The organism is Lentzea jiangxiensis, from assembly GCF_900104175.1.
GTDB lineage: Bacteria > Actinomycetota > Actinomycetes > Mycobacteriales > Pseudonocardiaceae > Lentzea > Lentzea jiangxiensis.
In genome coordinates, this window is record NZ_FNIX01000009.1 from 218,362 (window position 1) to 240,170 (window position 21,809).

Genomic DNA, 21,809 nt, shown 5'->3' on the forward strand with positions numbered 1-21,809 from the left:
TCGCGGCTCGCCGTCTCGCAGTTACGGCGAACGCCCCAGTCCGTGACCTGTTCCACCCTGCCCCACAGAGAAGCCTAGGTGTACCCAAGACGGAGTTAAGCGTGCGTTCGGTTCCGTTGACTGTTAACGGACCGCGCAGTCGCCGGTGGGCCACAGGCCCTGCTCGCCCAGGACGGCCAGCGCTTCGTCGCCCATCGGGTTCACGCCGGGGCCCTTCGCGAGGGCGTGCGCGACGTGCACGTGCAGGCACTTGACCCGGACCGGCATGCCGCCGGCGGTGACCTGGGTGCCGAGCGACTCGATGGCGTCGCGCTCGGCGAGGTACGACTCGTGCGCGCGCTGGTAGGCCGCCGCGAGCTCCTCGTCGTGCGCCAGCCGGTCCTGCTGCTCCTTCATCAGCCCGCCGCTCTCCAGCGTGCTGACCAGGGAGTTCAGTTTCGGGCACGTCAGGTAGTACAGCGTCGGGAACGGCGTGCCGTCGGGCAGCCGCGGCGCCGTCTGCACGACGTTCGGGTGCCCGCTGGGGCACCTCGAGGCGATCGCACGTGTCCCACGCGGCGTGCGGCCGAGCTGCTGAGCGACCGTTTCCAGGTCAGCAGCACTTACTTGTGCGTCACCGATTCCCACAGTTCCTCGTACCAAGACCCTTGTGCCGCGGGCTTGCCCGACGGCCTCTCCGATTCGGTGTTGCGACTCTCGTCACCCGGCAGTTGCACGATGTAAGGCGTCTCGCCCGGCCGCACCCAGTGCAGCCGCTTGCGCGCCTCGATCTCCACGTACGCCGGGTCCTGCAGTTCCGCCTTGCGCTTTTCGAGCGCCGCGACGGTCTCGCGCAGCTTCTGCTGCTCCGCGCCCACGTCCCGCAGCTCGTCGCGCTGCGAGAGGTAGGTGCGCAACGGGACCGCGATGCTCAACGCCAGTGCGCACAGCACCATCGCGAACATCGCGGCCCGCCGCGTGCCGGTCATGCCGAACGCGCCACCCGTGCCGTCACCACGCCGCGCGGGCGCCTTCGGACGGGGAGGCTTGCGCGCGCGTGCGGGCCTCGCCTCCCGCTCTTCGCGAGGACGACGGGGACGACGCGCGCGCTCGGCCATGACTCAGCTTCTCAGCTCTCCGGCGTGTAGCGCGGGAACGCGAGCTCACCCGCGTAGCGCGCCGCGTCGCCGAGGCTCTCCTCGATGCGCAGGAGCTGGTTGTACTTCGCGGTGCGCTCACCACGCGCCGGAGCACCGGTCTTGATCTGACCGGCACCGGTCGCGACGGCGAGGTCGGCGATCGTCGTGTCCTCGGTCTCGCCGGAACGGTGCGACATCATCGACTTGTAGCCGTACGACGTGGCCAGCGAGACCGCGTCGAGCGTCTCGGACAGCGTGCCGATCTGGTTGACCTTCACCAGCAGCGCGTTGGCGGCGCGGCGGGAGATGCCCTCCTCCAGGCGCTCCGGGTTCGTGACGAACAGGTCGTCGCCGACGATCTGGACCTTCTCGCCCAGCTCGGCGGTCATCTGCACCCAGCCGTCCCAGTCGTCCTCGGACAGCGGGTCCTCGATCGACACCATCGGGTAGTCGCGGACCAGCTCCGAGTAGTAGCCGATCATCTGCTCGGCGGAGCGCTTGTTCTTCTCGAAGGTGTAGGCGCCGTCGGCGAAGAACTCCGTTGCGGCCACGTCGAGGGCGAGCGCGATGTCGCGGCCCGGCCGGTACCCGGCCTTCTCGATGGCCTCGAGGATGAGGTCGAGCGCGTCGCGGTTGCTGGCGAGGCTGGGCGCGAAGCCGCCCTCGTCACCCAGGCCCGTCGCGAGGCCCTTGCTCTTCAGCACGGACTTCAGCGCGTGGTAGACCTCGGTGCCCCAGCGGAGGCCCTCGCGGAACGTCTCCGCGCCGATCGGCGCGATCATGAACTCCTGGATGTCCACCTCGGTGTCGGCGTGCGAACCACCGTTGAGGATGTTCAGCATCGGCACCGGCAGCACGTGCGCGTTGGGGCCACCGACGTACCGGAACAGCTCCAGGCCGCTGGAGGTCGCCGCCGCCTTCGCGACCGCGAGGCTCACGCCGAGGATCGCGTTGGCGCCCAGGCGGCCCTTGTCCGGCGTGCCGTCGAGGTCGACGAGCTTCTGGTCGACGACGCGCTGCTCGACGGCCTCGATGCCGACCAGCTCGGGGCCGATCTCGTCGAGCACCGCGGTGACCGCGCGCTCGACACCCTTGCCCAGGTACCGCTTGGCGTCGCCGTCCCGCAGCTCCACCGCCTCGTGCTCACCGGTGGACGCGCCCGACGGAACAGCCGCACGCTCCAGCGTGCCGTCGTCCAGCGCCACCTCGACCTCGACGGTGGGGTTGCCGCGAGAGTCCAGGATCTCGCGTGCTCCGACCTGTTCGATGACCGCCACTTGCGCTCCCTGTTTCTCCTGCGTCTCGTCTCGCGACGAGCCTACTTGGGCCAGGTGACCGGCTGGGGCTCGACACCGTCAGATCACAGTGGTGCCCTCGCGCCTGTCGTCTGAATCGTGCCAGAAGGCGGGGTGGGTGGGAACCGCGCCTTCTCAGCCGACACGTCCGGCGACGTCCGGTCCCCAGGACTCCGGACGAACGGCGCGGTCAGCGCAGACGAACGGGCAGGTGCTTCACGCCGTTCTGGAAGTTCGACCGCAGCCGGCTGACCTCGCCGTCGAGCTCCAGCCGGCCGGGCAGGTCGAGGACGGCGTCGAACACCGCGCGCATCTGGGTCCGGGCCAGCTGCGCGCCCAGGCAGAAGTGCGGGCCGTGGCCGAAGCTCAGGTGGTCGGCCTCCCGCCGGCCCACGTCGAACCGGTCCGGCTCGGTGAAGACGCGCTCGTCGCGGTTGGCGGAGGAGAACCAGACGACCACCTTGTCCCCCGCCCTGATCTCCTGCCCGGCCAGCGAGGTGTCCCGCACGGCCGTGCGCCGGAAGTGCATGACCGGCGTCCACCACCTCAGCATCTCCTCGACCGCGGTCGGGAGCAGTGAGCGGTCGGCGCGCAGCCGCTCGTACTGGTCCGGGTGGGAGAGCAGGGCGATCAGGCCGCCGGGGATGCCGTTGCGCAGGGTCTCGTTGCCCGCCACCGAGAACAGCCAGAAGAGGTTCTCGAACTCCTCCGGCGAGATGTCCTCCCGCATGAGGTTGCTCAGCACGTCGTCCCCCGGCGACGAGCGCTTGTGCTCCGCCAACGCGTGCGCGTAGGCGTGGAGGTCGGGCATGCCGTCGCGGGCGCGCGGGTCGCGGCCGTCGGAGGGGCGCAGCTCCAGCGCGGCCAGCGCCATGCCGGTCATGCCCTCGGTCGAGCTGGACGACAGCGCGTACTCCGCGTCCTGGAAGCCGATCACGCGGTTGCTCCAGTCGTAGAGCAGCGCTCTGTCGCACCGCGGCACGCCGAAGACGTCGGCCAGCGTCAGCAGCGGGAGGTCGGCGACGTCGGCGGCGAAGTCGCCGGTCAGGCCCGCGACGATCGAGCGGGCGTTCTCGCGGATGCCGTCTTCCAGGCGGGCGACCGCGCGGGGCGTGAACGCGCTGGTCAGCATGCGGCGCAGCCGCGTGTGCGAGGGCGGGTCCTGGTTCAGCATCATCCGCTGGACGTAGGCGAGGTCGGCGGGCCGCGGGTCGCGGATCTGGGTGGCGCCGCGGTGCGAGGAGAAGACGGCGGGCGTGCGCAGGACCGTGCGGACGTCGTCGTGGCGGAAGACCGCCCAGAAGTCGTCGATCCGCACCACGTCCCTTTCGCGCAGCCGGGTTAATGCGTCGTGCGGGACTCCCGAGGTATACGTGTCCGGGTCGACGATGAGGTCGGCATCGGTCCTGGGCATAGAACGGATTCTGACGTGCTTCATGTCGAACGTGGTGGGAACGGGCCGTTGCTGGTGCTGCTGCACGGGCTGGGCGCGACCGGCGAGGTGTGGCAGGACGTCGTCGCCGGGTGGAGCGGGAGCTGGCTCGTCCCCGACCTGCCCGGCCACGGCCGGAGCGCGCCTCTCGACCGCTACTCGTTCGGTTCGATCGCCGCCGCCGTCGCGGAGGTGGTCCCCCGCGAGCCCGTCACGGTCGTCGGGCACTCGCTGGGCGGCGTCGTCGGGCTGACGCTCGCGAGCGGGTGGTTCGGCGTCGACGTGAGGACGTGCGTCGGGATCGGGATCAAGGTCCGGTGGACCGACGACGAGCTGGCGAAGGCCGCGTCACTCGCCCAGAAGCCCGCGAAGGTCTTCGAGACGCGGGACGAGGCGGTGCAGCGCGCCTCGAAGATGGCGGGTGTGCCGATCGCGCACGGGGTGTCCGAAGTGGACGGCGGGTGGACGCCCTCGCTGGACATGAGGGCCTTCGGCGTGGGCCGGCCGGACATGGCCGGGCTGGTCATGGCCTCGCAGGCCCACGTCGTGCTGGCGGCGGGCGAGAACGACCCGATGAGCCCCCAGGAGCACCTGGCGGAGCTGGTGCCCGAGCCGGTGGCGTTCCCCGGCCTGGGCCACAACGTGCACGTCGAGTCGCCCTCGTCCGTCAGCCTGCTGCTGTCCGGCCCCACTAGACGGTGACGAGGCCACCGTCGACGTTGATCACGGCGCCGTTGATGAAACCGGCGCCGTCGGAGGCGACGAACACGACGGTCTCCGCGATCTCCTCGGGCTCACCGGCACGGCCGAGCGGCACGACGTTCGCGAACTGCTCGAAGATCTCGCCGGCCTGCGTCACGGCCGCATCGGTGCGGATCGGGCCGGGCGCGACGGAGTTGACGCGGACGCCGGAGCCGCCGAACTCGCTGGCCCACGACCTGGTGAGGCCGTCCATCGCGGCCTTCGAGGCGTGGTAGACGGACCCGACCGGCGAGCCGAGCTGGCCCGCCACCGACGAGACGTTGACGATCACGCCCTTGCCCTTGGCGACCATCGCGGGGGCGAGGGCGGCCGTGAGGAAGTACGTGCCGCGGACGTTGACGTCGAACACCCGGTCGTAGTCCTCGACGGACTGCTCGGGGGTCGGCGAGAACGGGAAGATGCCCGCGTTGTTGACGAGGACGTCGACGTCGCCGACCTCCTGCGCCAGCTTGCGGACGTCGTCGAGGTCACCGACGTCGGCGACGACGAAGTGACCGGTGCCGCCGGCCTGCTCGATGAGCTCGACGGTCTCCTTGCCGAGCTCGGCGCGGCGGCCGGTGACGTAGACGGTGGCGCCCTCCTGCGCGAGCTTGACCGCGATGGCGCGGCCGATGCCCGAGGTGGCGCCGGTGACGAGGGCCTTCTTGCCGTGGAACTTCTTCGTTGACATGTCCACGAACTTGCCGACGCCTCGTCGTCGCGCCATAAATTCCGGATGAATCAGCTGGTCAGCGCGGGTGAGCGGAGCGAGAAGTAGATCCGCACGTACGACGGGACGCGGTACCGCCCGAGCTCCAGCGGCTCGACCAGGTGCACGTCCGCCAGAGCCTCCATCAGCGGTTCGACGGCCGAGATGTCACCGCCGCTCAGCCGCGCGGCCTCGCACACGTCGACCACCTCGGCGCCCTGCCGGGCGAAGCAGTCGAGCAGGTGCCGCTGCTCCCCGGTCAGCTGCCGGTCGGCCTCGACCATCGGCGCGAGCACCGCGCGGCAGTCCGACGGCACCGCCTCGCCGAGCACGGTCCCCCGTTCCATCTGCCTCAGCAGCATCGCGACCGTCCAGCGCGGGCGGCTGCTGAGCTTGCCGCCGAGCACGCGGATCGGGGTCGGCAGGTGCGAGACGCGGGCGAGGACCCGCGCCACCAGCTCGGGCTCCTCCGCGGTCCTGGCAGGGTCGACGACCTTGCCGAAGAACTCGTGCGCCTCCGGCACCGAGAGCCCGGCGATCGTCAGCCAGGTCACGCCGGACAGCTCGTTCCACCGCCGGACGCTGGTCAGGACCAGGCCGGAACCGGGCACGTGCAAGTCCCGCACCGAGGCCGCGTCCTGCAGGTCGTCGACGACGACCAGGAACCGCTTGCCGCGTGCTTTCTCGCGCCACAGCGCGGCTTTGTCGCCCACGGGGTTCTCCACGCCGACAGCGCGCAGCAACTCGTTCGCGACGTCGTGCCCGCGCACGAAGATCTGCCCGTCCGGGAACCGGTGCTTGACGAGGTGGCCGATGTGCACGGCCAGCGCGGTCTTGCCGCTGCCGTGCATGCCCGCGATGCCGACCGTGCGCGGCAACGTCCTCAGCGCCTGCTCGATCTCGGCGGTGCGGCCGGTGAAGTCCTCGACGCCGGGCGGCAGCTGCTCGGGCCTGCGCGGCAGCGTGAGCTCGCCCCGGAGGATCTGCTCGTGCACCTCGCGCAGCTCGGGACCAGGTTCGAGGCCGAGCTCGTCGTTCAGCAGGGCGCGCATCTCGTGGAACTGCTCCAGCGCCTCGACCTGCCTGCCGTCGCGGTAGAGGGCACGCATCAGCAGGGCGCGCGGGTGTTCGCGCAACGGGTACGCGGCGACGTGCTTCTGCAGCTCGAGCACGTCCAGCTCCCGTTCGAGGAAGATCTCACGGCACCGGAGCCGCTCGTTGCCGAGCCGCACCCGGTGCGCCTCGAAGTAGCTGCCGGTCAGCCCCGCGAGCGGCTCGTCGCGGCAGTCGTCGAAGACCTCGGCCTGGAGGGTGTAGCCGCCGTCCTTCGACCTCAGGTCGAGCTCCGGGATCGCCTTGCGGATCTTGTACATGTACGTCCGCAACGCCATCACCGCACTCGGCGTGGGGTCGTCCCAGACCATCCGGACCAGCTGTTCGTTGCTCAGGCGCAGGCCGTTGTTCAGCAGCAACGCCGCCAGCACGGCCCGTTGCTGACGCGGGCCCAGGTCGATCTCCTCGTCGTCGCGCCAGGCTCGTACCGGACCCATCAGTGAGAAGCGCAGGCTCATGCGACAGGACAACGCCGGTGCGCAATCCCGCCTTCCCGGCCCACCCGATCGGACGCAGGCCGAACCCCTTGTCTTTCGTGTCCGAATTGGACCCGTTGCCCCCGTGTCCACCCGTTCAGGTCCTGTCGCCCGGACGGCAGTCGAAGAACCGGCAGGCGGTGAGTACCGTTGATCGAATGACGGACGGCACCTTCGAGGCGTTTCGGAAGGCCGAGGCGTTGATGGCGCAGCGCAGGCCCCTCGACGCGCTGCGCGAGCTGAGGCAGGTGCTGGACGAGGCCGGCGAGGCTCCGTCGGTGCAGTTGCTCGCCGGACGGGCCTATCTCGGGTCCGCGCAGCTCAGCAGGGCTGAAGAGGCGTTCCGGAAGGTGCTCGACCTCGATCCGAGCGACCACTACGCGCGGTTCGCGCTCGGCAAGACGTTGCAACGGCAGGGCCGCCTCCCCGAGGCGCTCGCCCAGCTCCGGATGGCGGTCGCGATGAACCCGTCGCCGGAGTACCAGGAGGCGCTCGGCGAGGTCAAAGCCCGGCTGGCGCTGGAAAACTGACACTTTCGTCCACTGTGGACGAAATATAGCGAACCGTGGTGATGTCGGCACTCGCCGTGACCGCCTCCAGTTCCCCACCCGCCGTCCGCCGCACCACCTGAACCGCCCCTGACCTGCGCCTCAGCGCACCGGCCGCGCCGTTTTGCCCGCTTTCACCCCTTCGGCAGCAGCACGGACCACGTAACCTGGGTCTCGTGGTCCCGCCGCCTGCCGTCAAGGAACCCGTCCGCCGCAACCGAACAGGCAACATCGCCGGCCGCATCGTCCTGGTGCTCCTGCTGATCGCCGTGGTGGCCGCGGGCGCCTGGGGTCTGGGCGCCCTGAGCCGCCGGGCCGCGGCTCCCCTGGGTCCGCCCCCGTTCCTGGTGCCCATCCAGGACGTCGAACCGGGCGCGGCCGCCCCGGGCAGCGCCCCGTCCCCCGGCAGCGCCTCGACGGCGAGCCCGAACCCGGTGGAGGAGTGGGCGACCCGAGTGGCCGGCAAGACGGACATCCCGGTCCGCGCCCTCCGGGCCTACGCGACGGCGGACCTGACCATGCAGCGGGACGCCCCGGCCTGCCGCATCAGCTGGGCGACCCTCGCGGGCATCGGCAGGGTCGAGTCGCACCACGGCAACATCAACGGCGCCCGGCTCCAGGCCGACGGCCTCCCGTCGCGCCCGATCATCGGCATCCCCCTGGACGGCGGCCCCGGCATCAAGGCCATCCGCGACACCGACCGCGGCCTCCTGGACGGCGACACCACCTGGGACCGGGCCGTGGGCCCGATGCAGTTCATCCCGGGCACCTGGATCCTCTGGGCGAAGCGAGCGGCGGACGACGGCCTCCCGGCGGACCCGCAGAACATCGACGACGCCGCCCTGACCGCGGCCCGCTACCTCTGCGGAGGCGGCGCGAGGGACCTGGGCACCGGTCAGGGCTGGTGGGCGGCGGTGCTGACGTACAACAACTCCGTGGAGTACGGCCAGAACGTGTTCAGCGGAGCTGATGCCTACGCACGGGCCAGCGTCCCGCAGTAGCGCGCCATCCTCCCGCGGGCGGCGCCGACTCCGCTCCCGGTCAGGTCGGCGGAGCCCCTGGCGCCCTCCGAAAGGGGCTCAGCGCACGGAGCCACAACGGGAACAGGCTCCTCGGCCCGAGGCGGAGACGACGACGCCTTCACCGACGGCGAAGACTTCGCAGTGGACACGGCGGTCGGGGCGGTGGTGACCGCCGGCGACGACCCGGACGGCACAACCGGTTCCGACTCCTCCACGGAGGGAGCGGGCTCGTTCCGGCCCGCGGCCGAAGGCTTCCCGGCCGAAGACGACGCCCGAACCGTCTCGGTGACGGTGGCCCCCGAAACCCGGGTGGAGGCAGGCGCGGCAGTCGTGGACCCGGCAGTCGTGGACCCGGCAGTCGTGGACCGGGCAGCCCGAGCCGCCCCCTCGACCACCACGGTCTCGGTGACGGTGGACAGGGCGACGCCGGTCTCGAAAGGCTCGGTCCACCACTGCGAGGTGGTGGCCTGAACAGGCGGCGGAGCCACGAGGGGAGTCTCGGCAGGCCCCCCGACGAACGCGATGAGGGCGAACAGCCCGCCCAGCGCCAAGAACGGCACCACGACCACGGCCCCGAAGCACCCACGCCCGTTGCGCGGCTTCTCCCGGTGACTCATCTCCAGCACACCCCCGAACGGTGACGACTGTTCCACCTGGTTGATCGTCCACATGGAACAGTCCGTCACAGTTCTTTAGTCACACGATGGGGTGTTTACTTCAGTGGCGGCAGCTCCGGAGCGTGAGCGGCAGGCGTGGTCGACAGGGACTCGAGAGCCATCGACACGGCTCGCTCCAGCTGCGGGTCACGGCCGGCGACCCGGTCCGCGGGCGTCATCACGACCTCGACGTCCGGGTCCACACCGTAGTTCTCGACGTCCCACCCGTGGCCGTTGAAGTACGACGCATACCTCGGCTGGGTGACCATCGTGCCGTCGACGAGCGAGTAGAGCATGTCGATGCCGATGACGCCGCCCCACGTCCGGACGCCGACCACGGGGCCGATGCCGAGCTCCTTGATGGCCACGTTGACGATGTCGCCGTCGGAGCCCGCGTACTCGTCGGCCACCGCCACGACCGGGCCGCGCGGCGCGTCCTGCGGGTACGACTCCGAGGCCGTGTAGCCGCGGGCCACCGACCAGCCGATCACCTTGCGGCCGAGCTTCTCGATCACGAGCTGGGAGGTGTGGCCGCCGCCGTTCTCGCGGACGTCCAGCACCAGCGCCTCGCGCGCCAGCTCCACCCGCAGGTCGCGGTGCAGCTGCGCCCACCCGGCGCCCATCATGTCCGGCACGTGCAGGTAGCCCACGCGGCCGCCGGACCGCGCGTGCGTGAACGCGCGGCGGTTCGCGACCCAGTCGTGGTAGCGCAGGGGCTCCTCGTCGGCCAGCGGCACGACGACGACCCGGCGCAGCTCGCCACCACCGGCGGGGCGCACGGTCAGCTCGACGGGCTTCCCGGCGGTGCCGACCAGCAACGGCCCGGGCCCGGCCAGCTCGACCGGGCGGCCGTCGACCGCCACCAGCGCGTCCCCGGCCCGCACGGCCACGCCGGGAGCGGCCAGCGGCGAGCGCGCGTGCGGGTCGGAGGTCTCGCCCGGGATCACCCTCTCCACGACCCAGGACCCGTCGACCCTGGTGAGGTCCGCGCCCAGCAGGCCCTGGCGGCGGGACGCGGGCACGTGCGGCGGTGAACCCCAGACGTACGCGTGGGAGGTGCCGAGCTCGCCCTGGACCTCCCACAGCAGGTCGACCAGCTCGTCGTGGCTGCCGACCTTCCCGACCAGCGGCCGGTAGCGGTCGAGTTCGCCCTGCCAGTCGATGCCGCCCATGTCGGTGCGCCAGAAGTGGTCGCGCATGAGCCGCCCGTTCTCGGCGTACATCTGCGCCCACTCCTGGGCGGGGTCCACCACGACCCGCACCCGCGAGAGGTCGATCTCGACGTGGTCGGCCGAGTCCTCGTCGGCCTTGCTGTCGGTCGGCACGACCCGCAGGTCACCGCGGTCCTCGACGACCATCCGCTTGCCGTCGCCGGACACCGCGAACGCCTCCGCGCTCTCCGCCAGGCACTCGGTCTTCTTCTTGGCGAAGTCGAACCGCTCCAGGACCGTGCGCGGCGGCCGGGAGTCGGGCGTGGCCAGGGTGTCGCCCAGCACGCCGAGCAACGGCCGGCGCAGCCACAGCAGGCCACCGCGGGCCGCCTTCAGCGACACGTACTCGGCGGCCGCGACGGGCACCGGCACCACGCGGTCCGCGAGACCCTCGATGTCGACCTTGGTGACCGGGGTCTTCTCGTCGTCGTCCTCGGAGTCCTTGTCCTCGTCGCCGACCGGGCGCCCGGCGTGCGTCGGGGCGAACGGCGACGGCGTCGTGGCGGCCAGCGGCACGAGGTGCGGGCGGCAGCCGGTCGGGAACGACAGGTCGAACACGTGCGCGTCGTAGACCGGGTCGAACGTGCGGATCGACAGGAACGCGAGGTACTTGCCGTCCTCGGTGAAGGTCGGCGCGAAGTCGGCGAACCGCAGCGGCGTCACGTCCACGACGGACAGGTCCGTCGCGTTCACCATCTTGATGTGCCGCAACGGGTTCGGGCCGGGGTGCGACCACGCGAGCCACGCCGAGTCCGGCGAGAAGGCGAGGTTCGTGATGTGCGCGTTCGCCCCGTGGACGACCTCGCGCACCTCACCGGAAGCGACGTCCACCAGCAACAACCGGCCGTCGTGCGTGGCGACGCCGACGCGCGAGCCGTCCGGCGCGGCGGCCAGCGACATGACCCGGCCGAGCCGGCCGGAGGCGACGCGGCGCGCGGTGTTGCCCGGCTCGACGCCGCCGACGGGCGCGATCTCCAGGGCCTCCTCGCCCTCGACGTCCGTCACCCACACCACGTGACCGGTCTCGCCGAGCACCTTCGGCAGCCGCGCGCGGACGTCGGAACGGTCCGTCAGCACGCGGACCGGGCCGTCTCGGTGCGTCACCCAGTGCACGGAGCCGCGGACCTCGACGGCCGACGCGCGCCCGGTGTGGTCGACGCTGAACGACTCGACGTTGCCGGACGCCTTGACGTGGCGCGGTTGCAGGCCGGTGCGCGGGCCGCCGAGCTTGATGTCGAGCTTGCGCGGCTCGGACAGGCCGTCGAGCAGCCACAGCTCGCCGGCCTGGTGGAAGACCACCCGCGAGCCGTCGGTGGAGGCGTTGCGGGCGTAGAACTCGCCGGACGTGTGGCGCTGGAGGTCGGTGCCGTCGGGCAGGACGGAGTACACGCTGCCGACGCCCTCGTGGTCGGACAGGAACGCGATGCGGCCGTCGACCCACATCGGGTTCGACAGCGACGACTTCAGGTCGGCGAGCACGCGGACGAAGTCGCCGGACCCCTCGGTGTCGACCCAGAGCTTGCCCGCGGTGCCACCGCGGTACCGCTTCCACCACGCCGGTTCCTGCATGTAGCTCGACGACGTGACGACCTGGCCGTCCGGGCCGAAGGAGACGTCGTTGACCCACCCGTACGGCAGCACCTCCGACGGCCCGCCGTCCAGCGGGACGGCGTGGGCCTGCTTGCGGTGCCGCGACATCTGCCCCGTCGACGACACGGCGACGACGCGGCCGTCGGGGGTCCAGCCGGACAACGCCGTCCGGACGACGCCCCAGTGCGTCAACCGGCGCGCGGGGCCGCCGTCCACGGGCGCGACGCGGACCTCCGGCGCGCCGTCGATCCAGCTGGCCCAAGCCAGCTGTGTGCCGTCGGGGGAGAACCGAGGTGTGCGGACCGGCACCTGGTCGGCGGACGCGCGCCAGGCCCTCCCTCCGCCGACGGGGGCGAGCCACACGTCGTCCTCGGCCACGAACGTCACCAAGTCACCGCACAGGTGCGGATACCGCAGGTAAGTCACGTGATCGACGTTAGCCCACGCTCACCGGTTCAGGAGGGCCAAAAACGCCGCCAGTCGTCCGCCGCGAGCGAATCAAGACCTTCGGCCCGCGCCTTGGCCTCCGCTTCCCGCACGTGGGCGGCGAAACGGCGGCAGACCTGGCGGAGCTCCGTCTCGGGGTCCTCCCCCGCGAGCTTGGCCAACGCGGTCACGGCGAACAACGTCGTGCCCGAGTCGTCGTCCTCGGGCAGCAGGTCGACCGGCAGCCCGGCGCGGCGGGTGCGCTGCACCAGCTTCGCGGCCAGCGCGACGGCGGGCTGGCCGAGCGCCACACCGTCCACACTGGACTCGCGCTTCTTCTCGACCTGCTTGAGCTCCTCCCAGCGGTGCTCCTGGGAGGTCGCGTCGTGCACCGCGGGATCGTTGCCCTCGAAGACGTGCGGGTGCCGGCCCACGAGCTTCGCGACCAGCTCACCGGCGACGGCGTCGATGTCGAACGGGTCGTCGGCGTCCTCGGCGGCGACCCGTGCGTGGAACAGCACCTGCAGGAGCACGTCGCCGAGCTCCTCGCGCATCGCCGCCCGGTCACCGTCCTCGATGGCCTCCAGCAGCTCGAAGGTCTCCTCGACGAGGTACTGGCGCAGCGAGCCGTGGTCCTGCTCCGCGTCCCACGGGCATCCGCCCGGTGAGCGCAGCCGGTGCATCACCGCGGCGGCGTCGAGCAGCCCGGCGCCCAGCGGCTCCGGCGTCGTGATCACCTCGGCGTCCGGCCAGCCGTCCGCCGAGCTCGCGACCACCACCGCGCCGTCCTCCACGACGGCGGGCACGGGCCCGTCGACGCCCAGCGCGGACCAGGCCTCCAGGGGCACGCCCTCGCCCGCGTAGACGGCCTTGGCCGTGCGCAGCGCGGGCAGGGCGGCAGCGGGCAGCACGGCTCCGAGCCGCTCGCTCAGGACGACGACGGTGATCAAGACTTGTTCTTCACCGTCGCCACGCCGACGAAACCGGCCCGCTCGCCGGCGTTGCCGACGACCTGGGCGTTGGTCGGGTCCCACACGCCGTAGCGGGGGTTGACCTCGATGTTCAGGTCCGCCGTCAGGAACTGCGCGATCCGCAGGCCGAACGCGGCGAGCAGCTGCGGGTCGATGCGCTCGAGCAGGTCCTCCTCGCCGGGCGTGGCCGAGACCTCGTTGCGCTCCTTGACCAGCGCGACCATCCAGCTGGACTGCTGCTCGTCGGCCGGGAAGGCGACGACGGTGCCGGGCTTCACGCCCCACAGCATCGTGTGCACCAGCGACGGGTTCTCGGTGACGCGGACCCGCTGGTTCGTCGCCGACGCCTGCTGGCCGCTGGTGGTGCGCGGCGCCTCCTGCACGAACCTCGACATCTTCGCGGAGTCGGCCACGACCTCGGCGGCCTTCTCCCTGGCCTCCTTCGGGTCCTTGACCTGGAAGAAGTCGATCACGACCTCGAGGGTGGAGAGGTTGCGGCGCGCGAGCTCGCCCATGACCAGCACGTCGCGCTGGCGGCGGTGGATCGTGGTCTCGTCCTGCTCGCTCTGCTTCGCGGCCTCGACCGGCCCGCCCTTCTCCTGCACCGCGTCGTACACCTTGGTCTCGTCGACCGTGATGTTCTCGCGCCGCGCGGCGGCCTCGGCGATCTTGTGCGTGATCTCGTCGGCCAGCACCAGCCGCGAGACGCCGTCGAGCTTGCCCTGGTCCTGCATCTGCTGGGCCGCGGGCTCCTTCTTGAGCACCTTCACGGTGCGGTCCTGGACGGTCTCCAGGGCGACCGCCTGGTCACCGACGATCGCGGCCGAACCGGCCTTCGCGGGCCCGGCGCCGCATCCGGTGGCCAACAGCGCCACAGCCACACCGACCAGCGAGAAACGCTTCAGAACAGTGCTCACGAGGATCTACCTTCTCACGCCGTGGTGACTCCGGTCACGGGAGTCCCCGCGAGGGAGTCGAGGAACGCACCGCACCAGTTCAGCAGCTCCTGGTCGCGCAGCTGCGGTGCACCCATCCGGCCGCCCGCCGCTCCCTCCGTCGGCCGGGGGACGGTGACCGTCCCGACGGCCTGCTTGTAGACGGCCTTCGGGAACAGGCGGCGCAGCCTGACCAGTTGCGAGTCGCGCAGGTCGAGCTTCGCGAACCGCAGGTTCTGGCCCATCGCGATCACCTCGGTGACCCCGTGGCGGCGGCAGGCGTGGCGCAGCCGGGCGACACCCAGCAGGCGCTCGACCGGCTCCGGCGGCGTGCCGTAGCGGTCCTTGAGCTCGTCCCAGACGGACTGGAGCGCGGCCTCGTCGGAGGCGGCCGCGATCTTGCGGTAGGCCTCCAGCCGCAGCCGCTCGCCCGGCACGTACTCGTGCGGGATGTGCGCGTCGACCGGGAGGTCCACCCTGACCTCGGCGAGCTCCTCCTCGACCTCGCCGCCGTCGGCGCCCGCGTGCCTGCGGAACGCCTCGACGGCCTCGCCCACCAGCCGGATGTACAGGTCGAAGCCGACGCCCGCGATGTGGCCGGACTGCTCGGCGCCGAGGATGTTGCCGGCGCCGCGGATCTCCAGGTCCTTCATCGCGACGGCCATGCCCGCGCCCAGCTCGGTGTTCTGCGCGATCGTCGCGAGCCGGTCGTGCGCGTGCTCGGTCAGCGGGGTCTCGGACGGGTAGAGGAAGTACGCGTACCCGCGCTCGCGGCCACGGCCGACGCGGCCGCGCAGCTGGTGCAGCTGGGCGAGGCCGAGCAGGTCGCCGCGTTCGACGATCAGCGTGTTGGCGTTGGAGATGTCGAGGCCCGTCTCGACGATCGTGGTGCAGACGAGCACGTCGTACTCGCGTTCCCAGAACCCCTGGATGAGGTGTTCGAGCTTGTCCTCGTTCATCTGGCCGTGCCCGGTCACGACCCGGGCCTCCGGCACCAGCTCGCGGATGCGCTTCGCGGCCTTCTCGATCGTCGAGACCCTGTTGTGCACGTAGAAGACCTGGCCGTCCCGCATCAGCTCGCGCCGGATCGCCGCGCCGACCTGCTTGTCGTCGTACGCGCCGACGTAGGTGAGGATCGGGTGCCGTTCCTCCGGTGGGGTCAGGATCGTGGACATCTCGCGGATGCCGGCGAGGGACATCTCCAGCGTGCGCGGGATCGGCGTCGCGGACATCGTGAGCACGTCGACGTGCGTGCGCAGCGCCTTGATGTGCTCCTTGTGCTCCACGCCGAACCGCTGCTCCTCGTCGACGATCACGAGGCCGAGGTCCTTGTACCGCACGGTCTTCTGCAGCAGCCGGTGCGTGCCGACCACGATGTCGACCTCGCCGTCGGCGAGGCCCGCGATGGTCCGCGCGGTCTCCGCGGGGTCGGTGAAGCGGGACAGGCCCTTGATGTTCACCGGGAACTGGCGCATGCGCTCGGCGAACGTGTTCAGGTGCTGCTGGGCCAGCAGCGTCGTCGGCACCAGCACGGCGACCTGCTTGCCGTCCTGCACGGCCTTGAACGCGGCGCGGACCGCGATCTCCGTCTTGCCGTAGCCGACGTCACCGCAGATGACGCGGTCCATCGGCACGCCGCGCTCCATGTCGGCCTTGACCTCGTCGATCGCGGCCATCTGGTCCTGCGTCTCGGTGAAGGCGAACGCGTCCTCCAGCTCGCGCTGCCAGGGCGTGTCCGCGGCGAACGCGTGGCCGGGGGCGCTCTGCCGTGCCGCGTAGAGCTGCACGAGCTCGGCCGCGATCTGCTTGACCGCCTTGCGCGCCTTGGACTTCGTGTTCTTCCAGTCGCTGCCGCCGAGCTTGTTGAGCGTGGGCAGCTCACCGCCGACGTACCGGCTGACCTCGTCGAGCTGGTCGGTCGGCACGAACAGCCGGTCGCCGGGCTGGCCGCGCTTGGACGACGCGTACTCCAGCACCAGGTACTCGCGGGTGGCGGAAGCGCCCGCGGCGTCCTTGGTCGTGCGCTGCACCATCTCCACGTACTTGCCGATGCCGTGCTGCTCGTGCACCACGAAGTCGCCGGCCTTGAGCGCGAGCGGGTCGACCGCGTTGCGCCGCTTGGACGGCATCTTGCGCATGTCCTTGGTGGACGTGCCGCCGCGACCGCCGGTCAGGTCGGTCTCGGTGAGCACCACCAGCGCGAGGTCCGGCAGCACGAAGCCGTCCTCGAGCGCGCCGCGCACGACCGTGACCATGCCGGCCTTCGGCACCTCGTCGAGGGACTCGACGCAGACGGCGGCGACCTCGGCCTCCTTGAGCCGCTCCTCGGCCCGGTGCGCGGTGCCGGCGCCCGGCACGACGAGCACCGCCGCGCCCCCCGTCGCCGTGTGGGCCTTGAGGTCGGCGAACGCGCGCTCGACGTCGCCGGAGTAGGCCTCGACGGGCTTGACGTCGAGGTGCACGACGTCGTCGGCGTCCGTGGTCAGCTGGCTGAGCGTCCACCAGGGGCGGTCGTTCGCCCTGGCGTGCTCGGAGACCTCGCCGATGCCCTGGTAGGCGCTGCGCCCGAGGTCGATCGGCGCCTTGCCGCCCGCCGCGGCCGCCATCCACGAGGCCTCCAGGAACTCCTGGCCGGTGCGCACCAGGTCGGCCGCGCGGGCCCGGATCTTCTCCGGGTCGTTGAGCAGCACGTGCGTGCCGGGCTCGACGACGTCGACGAGCAGCTGCAGCTCACCGGGGCACAGCGCGGGGATGAGCGCCTCCATGCCCTCGACCGCGATGCCGCCGGAGATCTTCTCCAGCATCTCCGCGAGGTGCGCGTCCGACTGGTGCTCCTGCGCCAGCTCGGCGGCGCGGCTCTTCACGTCGTCGGTCAGCAGCAGCTCGCGGCACGGCGGCGCGACGAACTCCTGCACCTCCTCCGGCAGCGAGCGCTGGTCCTGCACCGAGAACGGCCGGATCTCGCTGACCTCGTCGCCCCAGAACTCGACGCGGTAGGGGTGCTCCGCCGTCGGCGGGAAGATGTCGAGGATGCCGCCGCGCGTCGCGTACTCGCCGCGCTTCTCGACCATGTCGACGCGGCTGTAGGCGTTCTCGGCCAGGCGCGTGACCAGCTCGACGAAGTCCTGCTCCTCGCCGACCACCAGGTGCACGGGCTCGAGGTCGCCCAGGCCCGGCGCCATCGGCTGGATGAGGCTGCGGACCGTGGTGACCAGCACCTTGATCGGGTTGCCCCCGGGGTGCTTGAGCCGGCGCAGCACCTGCAAGCGCGCGCCGACCGTGTCCGCGCGCGGGCTGAGGCGCTCGTGCGGCAGCGTCTCCCAGCTCGGGAAGAACGCCACCCTGTCCGCGCCGATCAGGTCGCGCAGGACGTTCGTCAGCTCTTCGGCTTCCCTGCCCGTGGCGGTGACGGCCAGGACGGGCCTGACCGTGGACAGCGCGGCGGCCGCCAGCGGGCGGGCGGCCAGCGGGCCGTCCAGCTCCAGCTCGGGGACACCGGCCGAGTCGATCAGCGTGCGGAGGGCTTTGTCGGGCAGGACGCCTTCGAGAAGGCCGAGCAGCGGCATGTGAGAAACCCCGGTCGAGTGCGGAACGCCAGCCGGATGCGGGACGCCGGACAGACCCCTGCCTGGGACGAGGGGTCTCACCACCCACCTTAGCCCGTTCCGCGATCCCTTATTGGGTGGCTTGAGCACCACCCGAGCCGTCACCCTCTGTGCGTGTCCATGAGAGAGATCAGGGCTGACTACGACGACCAGTCCATCGTGGTGTACCAGGCCTATTCACCGTCCATCGCCGGTCCCGCCATCGCCGCCCAGCGGTTCGTGCCGCCGTTCAAGATGGAGCGGATGACGTGGATCAAGCCGTCCTTCCTCTGGATGATGTACCGCTGCGGTTACGCCCGGAAGGAGGGCCAGGAACGCGTCCTGGCCGTGCGGCTCACCCGTGAGGGCTTCGACTGGGCGGTGGCCAACGCCGTCGAGAGCACCATCGGCGGCAAGCCGTCGGTGCGGGTGCAGTGGGACCCGGAGCGCGGCCTGGACCACGAGGCGTTGCCGCACCGGTCCATCCAGATCGGCCTGACGCGCGAGGCCGTGCAGAAGTACGTCCACGAGTGGACGGTCGGCATCACGGACGTGACGGCGCTGGCCCACGCGGTGCACGAGAAGGTGCGTCAGCGTGATCTGGACGGAGCGCGCGCGTTGCTGCCCGTGGAACGGCCTTACGGAACCACCACGGCACAAAACGCATAGTTGGGACATGCGCGCACTCGTTGCTGCAGGGTTGGTGCTGGTCGCCGCTGCCTGTTCGGCGCCGGAGCCGGGCGGCAACGCGCCGTCGAAGGCCCCGGCGCCCCGGGGGCTGGTGGTCGAGGAGGTCGCGGGCGGCCTGCAGCACGGGTGGGACATCGGGTTCCTGCCCGGCGGCTCGCTGCTCGTCACCGAACGGCCCGGTGGGATCAAGCTGGTGAGGAACGGCCAGGTCACCCCCGTCGACATCGCCCTCGACGACCTCCAGGCGCGCGGCGAGGGCGGCCTGATGGGGCTCGTCGTCCACCCCGACGGCCAGCGGTTCACCGTGTGCCACAACACGTCGAAGGACGTGCGGCTGGTGACGTTCCGCCTCGACGGCACCAAGGCCACCAAGGCCGAGGACCTGCTCACCGGCATGCCGTCGAACTCGAGCGGCCGGCACTCCGGCTGCCGGCCGACGCTGGGGCCGGACGGCGCGATGTACGTCGCGACCGGCGACATCGCGCAGGCGCGCAACCCGCAGGACCGCACCAGCCTCGGCGGCAAGGTGCTGCGGATCGACCCCGAGACCGGCGAGGGCGCGGCGGGCAACCCGTTCATCGGCTCGGCCGACGCCAACGAGCGGCGGGTCTTCACCTACGGCCACCGCAACGTGCAGGGCGTCGTGTTCCGCCCGGACGGCGACCAGGCGTTCTCCAGCGAGCACGGGCCGAGCGTCGACGACGAGGTCAACCTGCTGAAGGCCGGCGCCAACTACGGCTGGGACCCGTCCGAGGGCGGCACCCGCGGCGGCTACGACGAGAGCGTGCCGATGACGGACCTCCAGCGCTTCCCGGACGCCGTGCCCGCGGTGTGGTCGTCCGGCTCGCCGACCGAGGCGATCTGCCAGGCGGCGTTCTGGAACGGCAAGCTCGCGATCACCGCTCTCAAGGGCTCGAAGCTGCTGCTCTTCACGCTGGACCAGGACGGCAAGGTGCAGAACGTGAGCATCCCGGAGGAGCTGGACGACAAGTACGGGCGTCTCCGTGCCGCCCGCACGGCGCCGGACGGGTCGCTCTACCTGACGACGTCGAACGGCAGCAACGACAAGCTGCTGAGGCTGACCGGGACGGTGTGAGGACCGGGCCGAGCCGTTCGACCCCTCGACGAACGGCTCGGGCCACAGGTCCTACTGGGACTCATCGCTCGGACGTGCCCGGGCCGTTTCACACGTGGTGCTACTTCGGCCTTGTGCACTAACGCCGGGCACGCAATGCGTGCAGATGCACTACAACGACAAGCCGCTCACGAACGGATGCGCAGCTTCGGCTTGTGGTCCATCGCCGAGAGGCCGTTCCACGCCAGGTTCACGAGGTGCGCGGCGACCTCGTCCTTCTTCGGCTTGCGCGCCTCGAGCCACCACTGCCCGGTCAGCGCGACCATCCCGACCAGGGCCTGCGCGTACAGCGCGGCCAGCCTGCGGTCGTAGCCCCGCTCGGCGAAGTGCAGCCCGAGGATGTGCTCGACCTGCGACGCGATGTCGTTCAGCAGCGACGAGAACGTGCCCGAGGCCGAGGCGACGGGCGAGTCCCGCACCAGGATCCGGAAGCCGTCCGTCGAGCCCTCGATGTAGTCCAGCAACGCGCAGGCGGCTCGTTCCAGCAGCTCACGGGGGTGTGATCCGCCGTCCAGCGCGTCGACGATCATGTCCATCAGGCGCCGCATCTCGCGGTCCACGACGACGGCGTAGATGCCTTCCTTGCCGCCGAAGTGCTCGTAGACGACCGGCTTGGACACGCTCGCGCGGTGGGCGATCTCCTCGATCGACGTCGCTTCGAAGCCCTTCTCGGCGAACAGGGCGCGGGAGACGTCCAGGAGCTGCTCTCGGCGTTCCTTGCCCGTCATCCTGACCCTGGCCACCGAGCCAGCCTACGCAGCGGGACCACTTCCGGTGGCCACCTCGCTGTGTCGCCTGGATTCGAGACCTCGACCGGGCATCATCGGTGGATGGTCAGACGCAAGATCATCCGGATCGCCGCGGCCTCGTTGCTCGCCCTGCTCGTGCTGGTCGCGGTCGCCTTGGGCGGCATCGGCTGGTACTACAGCGGTGAGCTGCTCGAACCGGCGGAGGTGCCGCGGCGCTACCCCGAGACGGCGCTCGGGGTGGACGACGGGAACGTCGTCCTCGCGGAGTCGAGGCTGACGACGCTGCGCGGCACGTTCGGGGTCGTCTGGCCCGGCGGCAGCGCGAAGGTCGGCGACGTCGCCTCGACCAGGGACGGCCGCGTGGAACGCCCTCTGATCGATGGCACCGCACCGCCCGAGGGCACGAAGGTGCGCGTCGAGACCAACGTCTACCAAGGCGACCCGAAGACCGCGCTCGGCCTGGTCCACAGCGACGTCGCCGTGCCGTCGGAGCTCGGCGACATGCCCGCGTGGCTCGTCCCGGCGTCGAACCGGGACACGTGGGTCATCACCGTCCACGGGCGGGGCGCGTCGCGCGAGGAGGCGCTGCGCGTGGTCCCCCAGCTCCACGGCGCCGGGCTGACCGTCCTGCTGATCAGCTACCGCAACGACCCCGGCGCGCCGAAGTCGCCCGACGGCTTCTACCACCTCGGCGACACGGAGTGGCACGACGTGGAGGCCGCCATCCACTTCGCGCAGGGCCGGGGCGCGAAGAGAGTGGTGCTCTACGGCTGGTCGATGGGCGGCGCGATCATCGGCCAGACGCTCGCGAGGTCCAGCTCCGCGGCCGTCGTGTCCGGCGTCGTGCTCGACTCCCCCGTCACGAACTGGACGCGGACGCTGGACCTCCAGGCGCAGAACCGCGGCGTGCCGACGTGGCTCACGCCCGTGGCGGAGCTCGTCTCCGGCTGGCGCGCCGGCATCGACTTCGACCGGTTCGACCTCGTCGCGAACCCGCCGGCGTTCAAGCCCCCGACGCTGGTCCTGCACGGCTCGGCGGACGGCACGGTGCCCGCCCGGTCCTCGCGCGACCTCGCGAGCGCCGCGGACGGGCTCGGGTGGCCCCTGCAGTACGTCGAGATCCCCGGCGCGGACCACACCTCGGCCTGGAATGTGGCGACCGACACGTACCGCGGCGCGCTCGGCGACTTCCTGACCAGGTCAGTCGGCGCCCGGCCGTGATCTTGAACTGAGCCGGATGAGTGGTGGTTGGACAAGAAGAGGACCACTCGTGACAACATGTGCGCGTGGGCGGGCGCCGGCTCGCCCGTTCCGCCATGGTGTAAAGGCAGCACCTCGGATTTTGGTTCCGATGGTCCAGGTTCGAATCCTGGTGGCGGAGCAGGGGCCTTGAGGGCACGGGGTCGCG

The 21,809-nt window shown here is 71.2% G+C and carries 18 protein-coding genes and 1 tRNA gene; 8 read left to right on the top strand and 11 right to left on the bottom strand.

Features of this window, described 5'->3' with window-relative positions:
- Window positions 1–123 precede the first annotated feature (123 nt).
- The 4 genes from BLQ91_RS23875 to BLQ91_RS23890 form a co-directional block, all read right to left on the bottom strand.
- A complete protein-coding gene (locus BLQ91_RS23875) occupies window positions 124–621 on the bottom strand; it encodes a DUF501 domain-containing protein (protein WP_090100043.1) in 498 nt (165 codons plus the stop codon).
- Window positions 603–1,097: an FtsB family cell division protein gene (locus tag BLQ91_RS23880; RefSeq protein WP_236220434.1), complete on the bottom strand. Its 495-nt coding sequence runs from the start codon at window positions 1,095–1,097 to the stop codon at window positions 603–605. The genes BLQ91_RS23875 and BLQ91_RS23880 overlap by 19 nt, the downstream gene beginning before the upstream one ends.
- Before the next feature lie 11 nt (window positions 1,098–1,108).
- On the bottom strand, window positions 1,109–2,395 hold the full coding sequence (gene eno / locus BLQ91_RS23885; protein WP_090099955.1) for a phosphopyruvate hydratase: 1,287 nt from the start codon (window positions 2,393–2,395) through the stop codon (window positions 1,109–1,111).
- A gap of 208 nt (window positions 2,396–2,603) precedes the next feature.
- Window positions 2,604–3,827 carry a cytochrome P450 gene (locus BLQ91_RS23890; RefSeq protein WP_090099957.1) on the bottom strand — a complete coding sequence of 408 codons (1,224 nt, stop codon included), beginning with the start codon at window positions 3,825–3,827 and terminating at the stop codon, window positions 2,604–2,606.
- Window positions 3,828–3,842: 15 nt separating this feature from the next.
- Here BLQ91_RS23890 and BLQ91_RS23895 point away from each other — a divergent pair, with 15 nt between their 5' ends.
- A complete protein-coding gene (locus BLQ91_RS23895) occupies window positions 3,843–4,547 on the top strand; it encodes an alpha/beta fold hydrolase (RefSeq protein ID WP_090099959.1) in 705 nt (234 codons plus the stop codon).
- Here the strand turns inward: BLQ91_RS23895 and BLQ91_RS23900 are convergent.
- Together BLQ91_RS23900 and BLQ91_RS23905 are read right to left on the bottom strand one after the other, a co-directional pair.
- Window positions 4,537–5,277, bottom strand: a complete 741-nt coding sequence (locus BLQ91_RS23900; RefSeq protein WP_090100045.1) for a glucose 1-dehydrogenase — start codon at window positions 5,275–5,277, stop codon at window positions 4,537–4,539. The genes BLQ91_RS23895 and BLQ91_RS23900 overlap by 11 nt on opposite strands.
- A 50-nt stretch (window positions 5,278–5,327) precedes the next feature.
- Complete coding sequence (locus BLQ91_RS23905) at window positions 5,328–6,845, bottom strand: AfsR/SARP family transcriptional regulator (protein ID WP_176959923.1); 1,518 nt, start codon at window positions 6,843–6,845, stop codon at window positions 5,328–5,330.
- 197 nt (window positions 6,846–7,042) lie between these two features.
- On the opposite strand from BLQ91_RS23905, the gene BLQ91_RS23910 reads away from it, so the two are divergent.
- The 3 genes from BLQ91_RS23910 (at window position 7,043) to BLQ91_RS40445 (ending at window position 8,925) form a co-directional block, all read left to right on the top strand.
- On the top strand, window positions 7,043–7,414 hold the full coding sequence (locus BLQ91_RS23910; RefSeq protein WP_090099963.1) for a tetratricopeptide repeat protein: 372 nt from the start codon (window positions 7,043–7,045) through the stop codon (window positions 7,412–7,414).
- Window positions 7,415–7,608: 194 nt separating this feature from the next.
- Window positions 7,609–8,433, top strand: coding sequence for a lysozyme family protein (locus tag BLQ91_RS23915; RefSeq protein WP_176959924.1), 825 nt, complete (start codon window positions 7,609–7,611; stop codon window positions 8,431–8,433).
- Between the two features lie 162 nt (window positions 8,434–8,595).
- Window positions 8,596–8,925, top strand: a complete 330-nt coding sequence (locus tag BLQ91_RS40445) for a hypothetical protein (RefSeq protein ID WP_143022783.1) — start codon at window positions 8,596–8,598, stop codon at window positions 8,923–8,925.
- Window positions 8,926–9,166: 241 nt separating this feature from the next.
- Here BLQ91_RS40445 and BLQ91_RS23925 read toward each other — a convergent pair whose 3' ends face one another.
- Genes BLQ91_RS23925 through mfd form a run of 4 tightly spaced genes read right to left on the bottom strand, consistent with a single transcriptional unit; the run spans window position 9,167 to window position 17,809 of the window.
- Complete coding sequence (locus BLQ91_RS23925; protein ID WP_090099969.1) at window positions 9,167–12,337, bottom strand: S41 family peptidase; 3,171 nt, start codon at window positions 12,335–12,337, stop codon at window positions 9,167–9,169.
- 29 nt (window positions 12,338–12,366) lie between these two features.
- Entirely contained in the window at window positions 12,367–13,287 is a 921-nt protein-coding gene (locus tag BLQ91_RS23930) for a nucleoside triphosphate pyrophosphohydrolase (protein ID WP_090099971.1), read from the bottom strand.
- Window positions 13,284–14,225 carry a hypothetical protein gene (locus tag BLQ91_RS23935; protein ID WP_090099973.1) on the bottom strand — a complete coding sequence of 314 codons (942 nt, stop codon included), beginning with the start codon at window positions 14,223–14,225 and terminating at the stop codon, window positions 13,284–13,286. The genes BLQ91_RS23930 and BLQ91_RS23935 overlap by 4 nt, the downstream gene beginning before the upstream one ends.
- A gap of 14 nt (window positions 14,226–14,239) precedes the next feature.
- The gene (gene mfd, locus BLQ91_RS23940) at window positions 14,240–17,809 is read right to left on the bottom strand and encodes a transcription-repair coupling factor (protein ID WP_176959925.1); all 3,570 of its coding nucleotides are present in this window, start codon (window positions 17,807–17,809) and stop codon (window positions 14,240–14,242) included.
- A 159-nt stretch (window positions 17,810–17,968) separates the two neighbouring features.
- Here mfd and BLQ91_RS23945 point away from each other — a divergent pair, with 159 nt between their 5' ends.
- Together BLQ91_RS23945 and BLQ91_RS23950 are read left to right on the top strand one after the other, a co-directional pair.
- A complete protein-coding gene (locus BLQ91_RS23945; protein ID WP_218130389.1) occupies window positions 17,969–18,496 on the top strand; it encodes a DUF4291 domain-containing protein in 528 nt (175 codons plus the stop codon).
- A 7-nt stretch (window positions 18,497–18,503) separates the two neighbouring features.
- Entirely contained in the window at window positions 18,504–19,613 is a 1,110-nt protein-coding gene (locus BLQ91_RS23950) for a PQQ-dependent sugar dehydrogenase (RefSeq protein WP_090099978.1), read from the top strand.
- Window positions 19,614–19,780: 167 nt separating this feature from the next.
- On the opposite strand, the gene BLQ91_RS23955 is transcribed toward BLQ91_RS23950, so the two are convergent.
- Window positions 19,781–20,380, bottom strand: a complete 600-nt coding sequence (locus BLQ91_RS23955; protein WP_090099980.1) for a TetR/AcrR family transcriptional regulator — start codon at window positions 20,378–20,380, stop codon at window positions 19,781–19,783.
- A 102-nt stretch (window positions 20,381–20,482) separates the two neighbouring features.
- Between BLQ91_RS23955 and BLQ91_RS23960 the strand changes: the two genes are divergently transcribed.
- The gene (locus BLQ91_RS23960) at window positions 20,483–21,622 is read left to right on the top strand and encodes an alpha/beta hydrolase family protein (RefSeq protein WP_090099982.1); all 1,140 of its coding nucleotides are present in this window, start codon (window positions 20,483–20,485) and stop codon (window positions 21,620–21,622) included.
- Between the two features lie 89 nt (window positions 21,623–21,711).
- A tRNA-Gln gene (locus BLQ91_RS23965) sits at window positions 21,712–21,782 on the top strand.
- The last annotated feature ends 27 nt before the right edge of the window (window positions 21,783–21,809 follow it).